Genomic DNA, 14,650 nt, shown 5'->3' with positions numbered 1-14,650 from the left:
TATCCGGCGCACACTGCCTGAGCAGTGCAAATGTCGTTCGGCTTTACCGCCGGGGACCGAAAATAGGGAACCACCACCGATGTGTCGGCGGCCGCGACGCGCGACTGTGACGGGGTCCGATCAACCCCACACAGGAGAGCACCATGAAACGGTTCATCATCGAACGCGAGATCCCGGGCGCCGGCGAGCTGACCGAACAGCAGTTGGCCGAGATCGCCCGCACCTCCAACACCGCGGCGGCCTCGCTCGGCGTCGACTACACCTGGGTGACCAGTTACGTCACCGGCGACAAGGTGTACTGCGTGCACGAGGCCGAGGACGCCGAGACCATCTACGAGCACGCGCGCCGCGGCGGGTTTCCAGCCGACAGCGTCTGCCAGGTCAGCGCCGAATTCGGTCCGCACAGCGCCGGCTGACGCGTCCCCCAGACGGCCCCCCGCACGCGCTCGCGGGCGGGGGTGTCGTCGGCTTCGGGATAATGGACAGAATGACTGACGGCCCCTTGATTGTGCAGTCCGACAAAACGGTGCTGCTCGAAGTCGATCACGAGCAGGCGGGTGCGGCCCGCGCGGCGATCGCCCCGTTCGCCGAGCTCGAGCGCGCACCCGAACACGTGCACACCTACCGCATCACGCCGCTGGCGTTGTGGAACGCCCGCGCGGCGGGGCACGACGCCGAACAGGTCGTCGACGCGCTGGTGTCGTTCTCCCGCTACGCGGTGCCCCAGCCGCTGCTCGTCGACATCGTCGACACGATGGCCCGGTACGGGCGGCTGCAGCTGGTGAAGCATCCGGCGCACGGGCTGACCCTGGTGAGCCTGGACCGGGCGGTGCTCGAGGAGGTGCTGCGCAACAAGAAGATCGCCCCGATGCTCGGCGCCCGCATCGACGACGACACCGTCATCGTGCACAACAGCGAACGTGGCCGGGTCAAGCAGATGCTGCTCAAGATCGGCTGGCCCGCCGAGGACCTGGCCGGCTATGTCGACGGCGAGGCCCATCCGATCGACCTGCGCCAGGACGGCTGGCATCTGCGCGACTACCAGGAGATGGCCACCGAGTCGTTCTGGGCGGGCGGTTCCGGTGTCGTCGTGCTGCCGTGCGGTGCGGGCAAGACGCTCGTCGGCGCGGCCGCGATGGCCAAGGCGTCCGCGACGACGCTGATCCTGGTCACCAACACCGTCGCCGGCCGGCAGTGGAAGCGCGAGCTGATCGCCCGAACGTCGTTGACCGAGAACGAGATCGGCGAGTACTCCGGCGAGCGCAAGGAGATCCGCCCGGTCACCATCGCGACCTACCAGGTGATCACCCGGCGCACCAAGGGCGAGTACCGGCATCTGGAGCTGTTCGACAGCCGCGACTGGGGCCTGATCATCTACGACGAGGTTCACCTGCTGCCCGCACCGGTGTTCCGGATGACGGCCGACCTGCAGTCGCGCCGCCGGCTCGGGCTGACCGCCACGCTGATCCGCGAGGACGGCCGCGAGGGCGACGTGTTCAGCCTGATCGGGCCCAAGCGCTACGACGCGCCGTGGAAGGACATCGAGGCGCAGGGCTGGATCGCACCGGCGGAGTGCATCGAGGTGCGCGTGACGATGACCGACAACGAGCGGATGCTCTACGCCACCGCCGAGCCCGAGGAGCGCTACAAGCTGTGCTCGACGGCGCACACCAAGATCGCGGTGGTGAAGTCGATCCTGGACAAGCACAAGGGTGAACAGACGTTGGTCATCGGGGCGTATCTCGACCAACTCGAGGAGCTGGGCACCGAGCTCGACGCCCCGATCATCCAGGGTTCGACGAAGACCGCGGAACGGGAGATGCTGTTCGACCAGTTCCGCCGCGGCGAGATCTCGACGCTGGTGGTGTCGAAGGTCGCGAACTTCTCCATCGACCTCCCGGAAGCCAGTGTGGCCGTTCAGGTTTCAGGAACGTTCGGGTCGCGGCAGGAGGAGGCGCAGCGGCTGGGCCGGCTGCTGCGCCCCAAGGCCGACGGCGGCGGGGCGGTGTTCTACTCGGTGGTCTCGCGCGACAGCCTCGACGCCGAGTACGCCGCGCACCGCCAGCGTTTCCTGGCCGAGCAGGGCTACGGCTACGTCATCCAGGACGCCGACGACCTGCTCGGTCCCGCGATCTAGGCCGTCGTCGCCGCCTTGTTGGCGGTCGACAGCTGCGCCTTGACCCGCCGGGACAGGTCGTCGGCGAGGATCTCCGCGTCACCGGCGAGCAGACCGCTGATCGCCTGTTCGGCCACCGCCGCCGGATCGGACTTCTGGTCGGCGGGGATGTAGCTGACCATGTCGGTGTCCATGTAGCCGACGTGCAGCGCGGCGACGTGGATGCCGCGCGGGGCCAGCTCGGTGCGCAACGCGTCCGTCATCGCCCACGAGGCCGCCTTGGCCGCCGCGTACGCCCCCGAGGTCGGCGGGTGCGCCCACGACAGCACCGACAGCACGTTGAGGATCGCGCCGCCGCCGTTGCGCTCGATCACCGGGACGAATGCGCGGGTCACGGCCAGCGTGCCGAAGTAGTGCGTGTCCATCTCCGCGCGGATGTCCTCGATCGGGCCGGTCAGCAGGTTGGCCCGCGTCGAGATGCCTGCGTTGTTCACCAGCACCGTGACATCGCCCGCGATCTCGGCCGCGCGGCGCACCGACTCGGGATCGGTGATGTCGAGTTGGATCGGCACCACGCCGGGAAGGTCGATGGTCTCGGGCCGCCTGGCCGCGGCGTAGACCTTGGCACCGCGTGCGACGAGTTCGGCGGCCAGCCGACGCCCCAGACCGCGGTTGGCGCCGGTGACCAGAGCCGTGATGTTGTTCGTCATCGGAAACTCCTTCGGTGGTTGTTGCTGCCGGGCACAACGCCGCGGGCCGACCATTTCGATTCGCGGCGCTGGGACCGATTTCCTCTCAGCTGTGAGCAATCCGGTCGTGGCCGGCTCCGCAGGACCGACCGCACGATGGTCCGATGCACGCTCATCGACATGTCGCCCGCACCGCCGCCGCGCTGGCCGCGGCGATGGGGATCGGACGGTTCGTCTACACCCCGATCCTGCCGCTGATGACGGCGCACGCCGGGGTCAGCGCGCACGGCGCCGCCAGCCTCGCGACCGCGAACTACGCCGGGTACCTCGCGGGCGCGCTGGCCGGCGCCGGCTGGCCGCGGCTGGCCCGCTCCACCGCGGCCTGCCGGGCATCGCTACTCCTGCTGATAGTCAGCCTGGCGGCAATGCCGTTGGTGCACAACGTTTCCGGCTGGGTTGCGCTCCGCGGTCTGGGCGGGTTCGGCAGCGCGCTGGTGTTCGTCATCGCGGTCAACCTCATGCTCGAGCATCTTCGCGGCCACCCCTCTCATCTCGCCGGGTGGGGTTTCGGCGGGGTGGGCGCCGGCATCGCACTGTCGGCGGTGTTGGTGTTGAGCACCTCGGACTGGCGGGTGGCATGGTGGGCGGCGGCCGCGACGGCCGCGGTGCTCACCGCGGCGGCGTGGTCGCTGCGGGCCGCCGAACCGCAGGCGCCGTCACCGACGGACCGAATGCCGGCGCGGCCCGCGCACGGCCGGTTCTCGTTGTTGATGAGCAGCTACACCCTGGAGGGGGTGGGCTACATCATCGCGGGCACGTTTCTGGTCGCGGCCGTCCCGCAGGACGCACCGCAGTGGCTCGGCGGCGGGACCTGGCTCGTCGTGGGTTTGGCGACCGTGCCGTCGGCGGCGCTGTGGGCTGCATTGAGCGGACGCTGGTCGCATCCCGCGCTGCTGACGTTCGCACTTCTCGCCCAGGCGGCGGGCATCGCCGTGGCGGCCGTGGTCGGCGATGTGACCGCCGCGCTGGTGGGCGCGGTGCTGTTCGGCGGCACGTTCATCGGGGTGAGCACGCTGGCGCTGGCGGCCGGGCGGATGTTGCGCTATCCACGCGCGGTCGCGTTGCTGACCGCCGGCTACTCGGTGGGCCAGATGCTGGGTCCGACGGTGGTCGCGCCGACACTGCACGACGGGTACCGGCTCGCGCTCGTCGTCGGCGCGTCAGTGGTGCTGGCCGCGGCGCTCGTCGCGGCGCTGATGCGGATCGTCGGCCGGCAGCCACACGGACTCGTCGGCGATCCCGAGATCGCCCACGTCCGAGGTGAATCGGTCGACGACGGCACGCACTGCGGGCCGGTCGTCGTCGCGCCGCCACACCAGCGACCAGGTCCACACCGGTGACGGGTTGATCACCGGACGCCGCGTCAGCCCCCGCGGGACGGGCACGTCCTGGCCCTTCGGGTTGTTGAGCACCGGCCGGCCGAGCCGTCGGACGTGTTCGAAGAAGGTCGAGCCGGTGACGCCGCCGTCGTCGGTGCGCAGCACGCGCGCGCCGGTGGCCGCCGCGTACTGCTCGGCATAGCGGTTCCACGACGACCAGCTCGCGGCGTCGGCGTCGACCAGGACCGCGGTGTCGGCGGCATCGACCGGGCTACCGTCGGTCCCGGCCTGCAGCGCGTACAACCGGTCGGCTCCGATCAGCCGGGCCTGCAGCGACATCGCGTCGAGGTCCGCGGCCTGCACCCAGCAGATCGCGAGGTCGAGGTTGCCGTCGGCGACGCGGGCGGCCTGGGCGTGCGACGGCATCACCCACGTGTCGACACGCACCTCGGCCACCCCGGCCGCGCGGTCGGCCCAGTCCACCGGACACCAGTTCACATATCCAATGCGCACCGGTTCCGACGACGACAGATTGACCGCCCGCCTGCGCAGTTCGTCGGCGGCCGCGATCAGCGCGCGGGCGTCGGGCAGCAACGCGGCACCGGCGGCCGTCAGCGCCACGGAGCGGCGGTCGCGGTCGAACAGGCTGACCTTGAGGTCGCGCTCGAGCGCCTTGATCTGCTGCGACAACGACGGCCCGGCGATGCGCAGCCGTTCGGCGGCCCTGCCGAAGTTCAGCTCCTCGGCGACGGCCACGAAGTACCGGAGCTGCCGCAGTTCCACGGCTGAAGCGTAATGAGCCGAGGCGACGGCCACACGGCATCGCCGCCGGCAGTTCCCGCGTGCCGGCGCGGGGAACGCCCGGACACGCTAGCCTCGACACCCATGACCGGACGACAGCGGACATCCGCTGCTCTCATCACCGCCGCTCTCGGCCTCGGCGCGCTGGCGCTGTCAGCGCCGGCCGGCGCCCAGCCCGCGGTTCCGCCGCCCCCGCCCGGGGAACCGCTGCCGCCGGGTCAGCCCGTCATGATCGTCGAGGACGTCCCGGCCGCCCCGCCGGCGCCGCCGCCCGCGGGCCCGCCGCAGGTCCCGCAAATCCAGAACCCGGTGTACGGCAGCGGCAACGGTCCGCTCGGCTTCTTGCGGGACGCCTGGCATCAGGCGCAGAACCCGTTCGGCATGCCCGGTGAACAGCCCGGCATCGCTCCGCCGCCACCGGGCGCCGGTCCGCCGCCTCCCCTGCCGCCCGGCTATACCTCGATCACGGCGCCCGAGTCGTCGACGCCGGCCGCCGCGCCCGGCACCGAGGGCGGTGGCCCGCCGTTGCCGCCGGGGTACTACCCGCTGAACGGCCCGCCGCCGCCCGGATACTTCGACGGACCGCCGGCGCCCGTCGGCCCGCAGCCGATCCCGCCCGAGGGCCCGATCCCGCCGCGGCTGCCCTAGCTCTAGACGTACTCAGCCATCAGGTTGGTCGCAGTCGGCTGATGGGTGGTAGGCCCTCGAGTGCGCTGTGGCGGCGTTGAGTGTTGTAGAAATCGACCCACGGTGCAAGGGCCTGAGCGCGTTCTGCGTTGGAGTCGAACACCTGGCGATAGGACCATTCGCTTTGCAGTGTGCGGTTATAGCGTTCCACCTTGCCGTTCTGCCATGGGCAGTGCGGCTTGATGAATAGGTGCTTGGCCTGTAGTTGGTCGATGACGGCGGCCACCTGTGCTGAGCGCCGGTAGCTCAGATGGTTATCGGTGATGACTCGTTCGATACGCGAAATGCCCAGCGATTGAAAGTACTTCGCCGCGCGCGCGATGAACCCGGCACACGTCGATCCTTTCTCGTCGGCATGGATCTCGGAGTACGCCAGCCGGCTGTGGTCATCGACCATGGAGTGCACGTAGTCATATCCGATGCCGCGCCCGCGGACTTCTTCACTGCGGCCGTGAGCGCGCCATCCGCCCCCGTCAGGGATGCGGCCGAGTTTTTTGACGTCGACGTGGACCAGTTCGCCAGGACGGTCTCGCTCGTAGCGCACAGCGGTTGCCTTGGACGCTTTGATCACCACGCCGGTCATCGGGTCACAGTCACGCAGGTAGGGCACCCCGCGACGGCGAAGAATCCGGCCGACGGTGCGTGCGGGGATACCGAGCTCGGGACCCAGCCAGTCCTGGCCCCGACGATGCCGGCGACGCGCGGCGACCACTTGACGCTCCACCCGGGCCGACGTCCGCGTCGGGCTGTGGTGCGGTCGTGAGGACCGGTCGCACAGTCCGGCCTCACCTTCAGCGGCATAGCGGCTAATCCAGGTATGCACACATTTGCGGGAGATACCCATCGCCGCGGCGATATGGGCCTGCTTCCACCCTTGCTCATAGCGCTGCACAATCAGCTGTCGACCGTGCAAGGTCGTGCGGGCATTACGGTGGGACACGAGAACCTCCGGGTTGGTGATGGGCCTTCGACAAGCCACACCTCACCCGGAGGTTCTCCTCACATCAAGCCAACACGCCCGCTACCAACCTCATGACCGGGTACATCTAGACGTGCGGGCCGACGGGATTGGACACCGTCAGCAGCACCGCGGAGTCCTCCAGCGCCTGCAGGCCGTGCCGGGCTTTCGGCACGACGATGTGGTCGCCCGCCGACCCCTCCCAGTTGGTGGTGTCCTGGGTGACCCGGACCCTGCCCTGCAGCACCTGCAGGGTGGCCTCGCCGTTCGTCTCGTGGTCGTCGAGCGCGGAACCCGCGGTCAGCGCGATCAACGTCTGACGCAGCGAGTGCTCGTGGCCGCCGTAGACGGTCTGCGCGCTGCGTCCGCTGCTGGCCGCACGGGCGGTCTCGAGGTGTTCGCGCGCCAGGGCGGTCAACGAGGTCTTGTTCATTCGCCGGCTTCTCTCACTCGAGGGCTGTTCGATCCGAGGTGTGGCTGCACGCCAATCCTAGTGACCCGGGCGTCAGCCGCCGCCCGCGACGGCCCTCAGGTCGGCGAGCACCGTCTCGATGATCTTGACCAGGTCTGCCCCGTCGTCGGGCAGCCACTGCTCGAAGGCCACCTTGAACACCGAGACCCCGGACTCCGCGCCCAGTCGGGCGGCGGTGTCGGGCACACCGCGAGCGCGCAGCGCGGCGGCCAGCGCGTCGGCGAGCGCGGCCAGCTTGGACAGCTCGCGTTCCTGCAGGGCGGGCGTCGCATCGATGATCTGCTGACGGCGGCGGGCCAGTTCGTGCCGGTCGTCGAACTGCGCGCCGACGGCGATCAGGCCGGCACCCACAGCGGCGAGCGGCGAGAGCGAATCAGGCGCTTCCACAACGGTTTTGGACAGGATGTCCACCAGCGCGTCCTGGCCGGAGAACAGCACCTCGCGCTTGTCGGCGAAGTGCCGGAAAAACGTGCGTTCGGTCAGCCCGGCGCGTTCGGCGATCTCGGCCACCGTGGTCCGGTCGAACCCGTTCTCGGCGTACAGCTCCAGCGCCGCCTCCTCGAGACGGCCGCGCGCGTTGGGCTGCCACCGGACCACACCGCGAGTTTAAGGGATGACAGTCACTGTCATCGACGTTACTCTGATGACAGCAACTGACATCAGGAGGTTTCCATGCAGGTTTTCGTCACCGGCGCATCCGGCTTCATCGGCTCGGCCGTCACCGCCGAACTCATCGCCGCCGGTCACCAGGTCGTCGGCCTGGCCCGCTCGGACGGCGCCGCGCAGGCGGTCGCGGCGGCCGGAGCACAGGTCCATCGCGGCGACCTCGCCGATCCGGAGAGTCTGCGCGTTGCCGCCGAGGCCGCCGACGGCGTCATCCATCTGGCCTACCACCACGACTTCAGCGAGTACTCGAAGGCCGCGGAGATGGACCGCAGCGCGATCGCCACGCTGGGCGACGCGCTGGCCGGATCGGACAAGCCGTTGGTGGTCGCCTCCGGCATGCTCGGCCTGACCGGGGCCGGCGGCGTGATCACCGAGAACGACCGCGCCCCGGAGCACTCCCCGCGCCTGTCCGAAGGGGCGGCGCTGTCCGCGGCCGCACGAGGAGTGCGGGCCAGCGCGGTCCGGCTGCCACCGACCGTGCACGGCGAAGGCGACCGGGGTTTCGTCGCGAGGCTGATCGGGATCGCCCGCGCCACGGGCGTTTCCGGTTACCCGGGCGAAGGAACCAACCGGTGGTGTGCGGTGCATCGCTTCGACGCCGCGCGGTTGTTCCGGTCAGCGCTGGAGGCCGCACCCGCCGGTGCGATGGTGCACGCGATCGACGACGAGGGCATCGAGGTCCGCGACATCGCGGCGATCATCGGCCGGCATCTCGAGCTGCCGGTCGTCTCGGTGGGCCAGGCCGAGGTGTTCGACCATTTCGGTTGGCTGGCACCGATGTTCTCCATGGACGCCCCGGCGTCGAGCGCGCTGACCCGCGAGCGGTTCGGCTGGCAGCCCAGCCACCCCGGGCTGATCGAGGACCTCGAGAAAGGGCACTACTTCAGCTGAGCGCCGGGATGACCTGCTGTTCGAACATCTCGATGCCGGAGCGGTCGTAGGCGGCCTCGGGGAAGTAGAGGATCGCGTACTCACACCCGAGTTGCCGCATCTTCTCGAGCTTTTCGACCACCTGCTCGGGGGTGCCGCTGGCGGATTCGGGCGCGGACACCGTGCTCAGCATGGCGTCGACGGCGCGCTCGTCGGCCTTGGCGGCCTGGCGGGCGCGCAACCGGGACACCCGGTCCCGTACATCGGCTTCCGATTCACCGATCACCGCGTTGAAGTTCGCCGAGCGCACGATCGCCTCGAAGTCGGTGCCGACGGTGCGGCAGTGCTCGGCGAGCACCTGCGACTTGTGCGCGAAACCGCCCGGCTCGGAGGTGAAGTTGGTGTACTGCGCGTACTTGGCCGCGATGCGCAGCGTCACCTTCTCCCCGCCGCCGGCGATCCACATCGGAATTCCGCCGTCCTGCAGCGGTTTTGGTTGCACGATCGCGCCGTCGACCTGATAGTGCTTGCCGTCGAAGCTGACCGTGCCGTCCCGCCAGGCGTCACGCATGATCTGCACGCCCTCGTCGAGGCGGGCCAGCCGGACGCCGGCTGACGGGAAGCCGTAACCGTAGGCGCGCCATTCGTGTTCGTACCAGCCGCCGCCGATGCCCATCTGGACCCGGCCGCCGGAGATGACGTCCGTGGTCGCGGCGACCTTGGCCAGGTAGACCGGATTGCGATAGCTCATCGCGGTGCACATCTGGCCGAGCTTGATGCGCGACGTCGTCGCGGCGTACGCCGCCATCAGCGACCACGCTTCGTGCGTCGCCTCCGCGGTCGGCACCGGCACGGTGTGGAAGTGGTCGTACACCCACAGCGAATCCCAGGCGCCGCCGTCGGCGTAGGCGGCGAGGTCGCGCATGACCGGCCAGTGTTCTTCGGTGGGGATGTCCACCAGGTCGAGTCGCCAACCCTGCGGGATGAACAGTCCGAAGCGCATGGCTCCCGACTCTAGGCCACCGGGGCCGTCCGCGAGGGGAGCGGCGCACGCGTCGGTTTACCTGATCTTCACGCCGATAAACAGGCCGGTAATCCGTATACCCGAGTGTATACAGCCAGGGATACACGGCCGTGTGTCCGGCTTCCTCCGACGAAAGACTGCGCAGTGACCCAGTTCAGCACCGCCACTCGCCCGGCGTCCCTCGAAGCGGGTCTCGGCGAAGAGTACGAGCACGTCCCCGTCCCGCCCGCCGCCCGCCGGTCGCTGTTCTCCGTCTCGGCGGTGTGGGTGGGGTTCCCGATGATCATGACGTCGGCGGTGTTCTCCGGCATCGTGGTCTACCACCTCGGCTTCCTGACCGGGCTCGCCGCGATCCTCGTCGGCAACCTGGTGCTGATGGGCTACGTCGGCACGCTGAGCTACCTCGCGGGCAGGTCCGGCAAGAACTTCGCGCTGACGGCCGCGGACACGTTCGGGGCCAAGGGTTTCCGCATCGTGTCGGCATTCCTGTCGGCGCTGGTGATCGGCTGGTTCGCGTTCCAGACCGGCATGGTCGGGTCGACGCTGAACGTGTCGATGGGGTGGAGCGCGCCATGGGTCACGCTGGCGGCCGGCGTGCTGTTCGTGGCGCTGACGTTCGTCGGCATCCGGGCGATCTCGTGGATCGGTGTGGTCGCGTCGGTGATGTTCCTGGTGCTCGGCGCGGTGGCCGTCGTGATCGCCGCCGGCAGCGGGACCGGTCTGGGGTCGGCGTTGTCCTACTCGGGCGGTGCGGGTGTGGAGGCGTTCAGCTTCGGCGTCGCGGTGACGATGGTGATCGCCTGCTTCGCCGACTCGGGCACGATGACGGCGGATTTCACCCGGTGGGCGAAGAACGGCAGAGAGGCTGCGCTGGCGGCATTCTCGGCGTTCCCGGTCGCGTACTTCATCGCCCAGCTGGTCGGCGCGCTGGTGGTGGCGCTGGGTGCGTCGGCGGCCGCGTCGACGACGGGTGGGGATTTCCTGCATGTGCTGGTGGGCAGCGGCGGCATCCTGGTTCCGCTCGGCATCCTGTTCGTGTTCGTCAACCTCGGCAGCGTCTGCGCCCACTGCCTGTACAACGGCGCTGTCGGCTTCGGCAACATCACCGGAAAGACGATGCGGCAGTTGACGATCGTGCTCGGCGTCATCGGTACCGCCGCCGCCGTCGCCGGAATCTGGTCGTACTTCGCGACCTGGCTCAACATTCTCGGGGTGCTGGTCCCGCCGATCGGCGTGATCCTCATCCTCGACCAGCTCGTCTTCGCCGCCCGTCGTGCCCCTGCGGGTGCCGGCATGTACTGGAAGCCGTTCGCGGCGTGGGCCATCGGGGCGACGGCGGCGCTGGCCACGCACTTCTGGGCACCCGAGCTGTCCGACGCCGTGGTGGCGATGGTCATCGGCGGGTTGGCGTTCACCGCGCTGAGCGGGAAACGCGCATGAGCCCCGTCACCGTCGACGCAGTCCCCTACCGCTGGCCCTACGACGGCGAAATTCCCCTGGCCGCGACCGCGCTGATCAACATCGACTGGCAGGTCGACTTCTGCGGCGAGGGCGGCTACGTCGACACCATGGGCTATGACCTGTCGCTGACCCGCACGCCGCTCGGACCTGCGCAGCGGGTCCTGCACGCCGCGCGCGATACCGGCCTGTTCGTCATCCACACCCGCGAAGGCCACCGACCGGATCTGTCGGATCTGCCGCCGAACAAGCGGTGGCGCTCGGCGCAGATCGGCGCCGAGATCGGCTCCCCCGGGCCGTGCGGGCGCATCCTCACCCGCGGTGAACCGGGGTGGGAGATCGTCGATGAGATGGCGCCGCTCCCCGGGGAGCCGATCATCGACAAGCCCGGCAAGGGCAGCTTCTACGCGACCGATCTCGCCCTGATCCTGCGGACGAACGGCATCACCCATCTCGTCTTCACCGGCATCACCACCGACGTCTGCGTGCACACCACGTTGCGGGAGGCCAACGACCGCGGCTACGAATGCCTGGTGCTGTCCGACTGCACGGGCGCCACCGACCACGCAAATCACTTAGCTGCGCTCAACATGATCACCATGCAGGGCGGAGTCTTCGGGGCGCATGCCGACAGCGCCGCTTTCCTGGCCGCGCTGTCCGCGTCGGAGGCGTCAATAAGCGCCGGATCCGGCGTGTACTGACCGATACACTTCGCTGACCGGCGGCTTCTGTTGTATGGTGTGGCTCACACGATGAGCGTGTGTGTGACCTGAGCCACAACGAGGAGGCTGCCGTGGCCCGTGATCCGCTAACGGGAATGGAGAACCATCCGGTCCGTCCGGGCGGCGCCATCGGCGTTCGCTGGTTTTACGTCCTGCTGCTCACGGTGATCGCGATCGCGGCCATCGTCGGCGTGGTGAGCACCGCGGCGATGGGCCAGACCCCGGTTGCCATCGCCATCGGAATCGTCTCGCTCGCGTTCTTCTCCCGGATCGCCTGCTGACGTTTCGTTCTCGGTGTCGGCGCCCGGCGCTAGCCTGACGCCATGGCCCTGTCCAAGGACGAACGCGAACAATTTCTCGCCGAACCCCACACCGCCGCGCTCTCGGTCAGCGCCGGTGACAAGCGCGGTCCGCTGACCGTGCCCGTCTGGTACCAGTACAGCCCCGGCGCCGAACCCTGGGTGCTCACCGGCGACGGCTCACGCAAACACCGACTCATCGAGTCGCAAGGTGAGTTCACGCTGATGGTCCAACGACTCGAACCGACGGTGCGCTACGTGGCGGTCGACGGCCCGGTGAGCCGGATCGAACCGGCCACCGACGACCGTCTCGTCGAGGTGACCAAACGCTATCTGCCGCCTGACAAGGTCGACGGCTACTTGGAGATGGCGCGCCGCGAGCACGGCCCGAGCGTGGTGATCTTCATGCGGCCCGAGCACTGGCTCTCGGCCGACCTCGGCGGCTTCTGAGTCAGCCGGCGTCGTAGAGCGCCGCCACCGCGGGCAGGCTCACCTTCAGCGCCGGGTTGCGCGGCAGTTCCTCGACGACGGTGAACGCCACGGGCACGTTGTACACCGGCAGCGACCGGCGGACCAGATCGGCGAGCTCGTCGGCGCTGGGTGCCGGTACGCCCGCCGACACCTCGATGGCCGCGAACGGCACTTGACCCAGCCGGGCGTCGGGCACCCCGACGACACAGGCGTCGCGCACCGCCGGATGCGAGATCAGCACGCGCCGAACCGTTTCCGGCATGATCTTGAAACCGCCGCGGTTGATCGCACCGTCGGCCCTGCCGTGCAGCGTGACGAAGCCGTCGGTGTCGATGGACGCGATGTCGGTGGTGCGGATCCAGTCCGGTCCGATGGGCGCGACCTTCGCCTCGAGCAGGCCCTGCGCGCCGGCCGCGAGCTGTGTACCGGTGTCGGGGTCGACGATGCGCAGCTCGACGTCGGGCAGGGCGCGGCCGACGCTGTGCCGTTTGGCCGTGCCGAACTCACGCTGCAGATCCGGGGTCCACGCGCACAGCGAACCGGCGAATTCCGTTGCGCCGTAGGCCAACACGATCGGGATGCCGTACTTGGACTCGAACTCGTCGTGGGTCTCGGGGTCCAACGGGCCCGAGGCGCTGATCAGGAAGTCGAGCGACGCGAGGTCCTCCTTGGCGACGTCGGCGTCGAGCAGCATCCGGATGACCGCGGGTTGCACTCCCGAGCGCTTGATGCGGTGGCGCCGGATCATGTCGACGTAGTCGTCCACGCTGAACCGCTCCAGCATCGCGACGCGGCGGCCGTTGTAGATGCCGGCGATCAGCTGGCACACACCGATACCGCCGAACTGCCAGTACGCCAGTTCGGGCGGGGCGTCGGCGGGGGCAGCCTCACCGCTGGTGACGCTGAAGACGGTGCGCTGCAGCACGGGCGTCTTGATCGACTGTCGCTTCGGCGGGCCGGTGGTGCCGCTGGTCAGGATCTGTAGCGCCACACCGGGTTCGGCCGCCGCGTGCGTCTGGGCGGCGTCGCGGTGCGCCAGGCCCGGCACGGGGGCGACGATCGGCGGCTGCAACGAGATCGCCAGGCCCGCGCTGCCCGTGCGCGCGGCGGCGTCGACGACGGGCGGGGACCAGTCCTCGGCGTCGGCGACGACGGCCGACAGCCGCAGCGTCTCGATGTCGCGGGCGATGGCCTCCGGCGACTGGAACGAGTAGATCATCGACACCGTGCGTCCGGCGGCGAGAAAGCCGATGATCGCGGCGGCGTGCGGCAGCCGGTTGCGGACCACCAGCCCGACGGGCGCGTCGTCGTCGACACCGGCGGCCCGCAGGGCGTCGGCGATCGCGGTGCCGTAGGCGGCTATCTCGTCGCCGCTGTACCACCGGCGGTCGAATTCGATGCAGGGGTTCGAGCCGTAACCGGCCAGTCCCGCCGCGAATGTTTCGGTAAAGCTTTCGGCCACCGCGTCAATGTAGCGAAGACGGCGGCGTCACAACCCCAACGCGGCCATCGCGCCGTCGACGGTGGCACGCCGCAGCTGGTCGCGGTCGGCGTCGGGGAACTGCAGACAGCAGTCCTGCAGACCGCCGAGCGCGATGATCGCGCGGGTGGACTGCTCGAGTGTGGGCCTGGCGCCGAACAGCAGCCGGGTCAGCCGTTCCCGCCACGCCAACATCCGGTCGACGAGGCCGAGCTCGCTGAGCGCGGTCAGTTCGGACACCACCAGCACCAGGTCGGCGCGGTGCTTGTAGTGGTAGTCGAAAAAGCCCTCGAGCAGTTCCCGCGGTGAGGCGCGCTTGGGGCCGCGGCGCTTCTCGTGGGCGGTCACGAAGGCCTCGCCGTCGTCGATCAACGGCTGCAGGATGCTGCGGATCAGCTCTTCGCGGGAGTCGAAGTGGTAGTAGAGCGCCGGCTTGGTGATGCCCAGCCGGCTCGCGATGTCCTGCAGGCTGGTGCGCTGCACGCCTCGTTCGGTGAACAGTTCGCGCGCGGCGTGCTGGATCCGCTGCCGAGTCTCCGACGGTGCCCGCGTCACGTA

The 14,650-nt window shown here is 69.4% G+C and carries 16 protein-coding genes and 1 pseudogene; 9 read left to right on the top strand and 8 right to left on the bottom strand.

Features of this window, described 5'->3' with window-relative positions; translation table 11 throughout:
- Positions 1 to 143: 143 nt before the first annotated feature.
- Positions 144 to 416, top strand: a complete 273-nt coding sequence (locus BLW81_RS11495) for a DUF4242 domain-containing protein (protein WP_083407282.1) — start codon at positions 144 to 146, stop codon at positions 414 to 416.
- 71 nt (positions 417 to 487) lie between these two features.
- A complete protein-coding gene (locus BLW81_RS11490) occupies positions 488 to 2,137 on the top strand; it encodes a DNA repair helicase XPB (protein WP_083407281.1) in 1,650 nt (549 codons plus the stop codon).
- On the opposite strand, the gene BLW81_RS11485 is transcribed toward BLW81_RS11490, so the two are convergent.
- Entirely contained in the window at positions 2,134 to 2,826 is a 693-nt protein-coding gene (locus BLW81_RS11485; protein WP_083407280.1) for an SDR family oxidoreductase, read from the bottom strand. The genes BLW81_RS11490 and BLW81_RS11485 overlap by 4 nt on opposite strands.
- Before the next feature lie 143 nt (positions 2,827 to 2,969).
- Here BLW81_RS11485 and BLW81_RS11480 point away from each other — a divergent pair.
- Positions 2,970 to 3,992: pseudogene (locus tag BLW81_RS11480) on the top strand (YbfB/YjiJ family MFS transporter); the annotation flags it as partial.
- 33 nt (positions 3,993 to 4,025) lie between these two features.
- Here the strand turns inward: BLW81_RS11480 and BLW81_RS29940 are convergent.
- Entirely contained in the window at positions 4,026 to 4,967 is a 942-nt protein-coding gene (locus BLW81_RS29940) for a LysR family transcriptional regulator (RefSeq protein WP_083407279.1), read from the bottom strand.
- 102 nt (positions 4,968 to 5,069) lie between these two features.
- Here BLW81_RS29940 and BLW81_RS11470 point away from each other — a divergent pair, with 102 nt between their 5' ends.
- Positions 5,070 to 5,633 carry a hypothetical protein gene (locus BLW81_RS11470; protein WP_083407278.1) on the top strand — a complete coding sequence of 188 codons (564 nt, stop codon included), beginning with the start codon at positions 5,070 to 5,072 and terminating at the stop codon, positions 5,631 to 5,633.
- A 19-nt stretch (positions 5,634 to 5,652) separates the two neighbouring features.
- Here BLW81_RS11470 and BLW81_RS11465 read toward each other — a convergent pair whose 3' ends face one another.
- The 3 genes from BLW81_RS11465 to BLW81_RS11455 all read right to left on the bottom strand — a co-directional run bounded on the left by BLW81_RS11465 (position 5,653) and on the right by BLW81_RS11455 (position 7,699).
- Positions 5,653 to 6,612 carry an IS481 family transposase gene (locus BLW81_RS11465; RefSeq protein WP_157897664.1) on the bottom strand — a complete coding sequence of 320 codons (960 nt, stop codon included), beginning with the start codon at positions 6,610 to 6,612 and terminating at the stop codon, positions 5,653 to 5,655.
- Positions 6,613 to 6,718: 106 nt separating this feature from the next.
- Positions 6,719 to 7,063, bottom strand: a complete 345-nt coding sequence (locus tag BLW81_RS11460; RefSeq protein ID WP_083407276.1) for a cupin domain-containing protein — start codon at positions 7,061 to 7,063, stop codon at positions 6,719 to 6,721.
- 72 nt (positions 7,064 to 7,135) lie between these two features.
- The gene (locus tag BLW81_RS11455; RefSeq protein ID WP_083407275.1) at positions 7,136 to 7,699 is read right to left on the bottom strand and encodes a TetR family transcriptional regulator; all 564 of its coding nucleotides are present in this window, start codon (positions 7,697 to 7,699) and stop codon (positions 7,136 to 7,138) included.
- A gap of 75 nt (positions 7,700 to 7,774) precedes the next feature.
- Here BLW81_RS11455 and BLW81_RS11450 point away from each other — a divergent pair, with 75 nt between their 5' ends.
- Entirely contained in the window at positions 7,775 to 8,659 is an 885-nt protein-coding gene (locus BLW81_RS11450; protein WP_083407274.1) for an SDR family oxidoreductase, read from the top strand.
- Here BLW81_RS11450 and BLW81_RS11445 read toward each other — a convergent pair.
- The gene (locus BLW81_RS11445; RefSeq protein WP_083407273.1) at positions 8,652 to 9,641 is read right to left on the bottom strand and encodes an LLM class F420-dependent oxidoreductase; all 990 of its coding nucleotides are present in this window, start codon (positions 9,639 to 9,641) and stop codon (positions 8,652 to 8,654) included. The two genes, BLW81_RS11450 and BLW81_RS11445, sit on opposite strands and share 8 nt — an antisense overlap.
- A gap of 165 nt (positions 9,642 to 9,806) precedes the next feature.
- Here BLW81_RS11445 and BLW81_RS11440 point away from each other — a divergent pair, with 165 nt between their 5' ends.
- The 4 genes from BLW81_RS11440 to BLW81_RS11425 all read left to right on the top strand — a co-directional run bounded on the left by BLW81_RS11440 (position 9,807) and on the right by BLW81_RS11425 (position 12,591).
- Positions 9,807 to 11,102 carry a cytosine permease gene (locus BLW81_RS11440; RefSeq protein ID WP_083407272.1) on the top strand — a complete coding sequence of 432 codons (1,296 nt, stop codon included), beginning with the start codon at positions 9,807 to 9,809 and terminating at the stop codon, positions 11,100 to 11,102.
- Positions 11,099 to 11,821: a biuret amidohydrolase gene (gene biuH, locus BLW81_RS11435; protein WP_083407271.1), complete on the top strand. Its 723-nt coding sequence runs from the start codon at positions 11,099 to 11,101 to the stop codon at positions 11,819 to 11,821. Before BLW81_RS11440 ends, biuH begins: the two co-directional genes overlap by 4 nt.
- 92 nt (positions 11,822 to 11,913) lie before the next feature.
- Positions 11,914 to 12,123 (top strand): hypothetical protein, encoded by a 210-nt coding sequence (locus BLW81_RS11430; RefSeq protein WP_157897663.1) that lies wholly within the window; start codon positions 11,914 to 11,916, stop codon positions 12,121 to 12,123.
- A gap of 42 nt (positions 12,124 to 12,165) precedes the next feature.
- Positions 12,166 to 12,591 (top strand): pyridoxamine 5'-phosphate oxidase family protein, encoded by a 426-nt coding sequence (locus BLW81_RS11425; protein ID WP_083407269.1) that lies wholly within the window; start codon positions 12,166 to 12,168, stop codon positions 12,589 to 12,591.
- A gap of 1 nt (position 12,592) precedes the next feature.
- On the opposite strand, the gene BLW81_RS11420 is transcribed toward BLW81_RS11425, so the two are convergent.
- Complete coding sequence (locus BLW81_RS11420; RefSeq protein ID WP_083407268.1) at positions 12,593 to 14,074, bottom strand: class I adenylate-forming enzyme family protein; 1,482 nt, start codon at positions 14,072 to 14,074, stop codon at positions 12,593 to 12,595.
- Between the two features lie 27 nt (positions 14,075 to 14,101).
- A complete protein-coding gene (locus tag BLW81_RS11415; protein WP_083407267.1) occupies positions 14,102 to 14,647 on the bottom strand; it encodes a TetR/AcrR family transcriptional regulator in 546 nt (181 codons plus the stop codon).
- Positions 14,648 to 14,650 lie beyond the last annotated feature (3 nt).

Origin of the sequence: Mycolicibacterium rutilum, from assembly GCF_900108565.1 — a bacterium.
GTDB lineage: Bacteria > Actinomycetota > Actinomycetes > Mycobacteriales > Mycobacteriaceae > Mycobacterium > Mycobacterium rutilum.
Note: the sequence above shows the minus strand (reverse complement) of the source record. Positions and strands in the feature narration are given on the sequence as shown.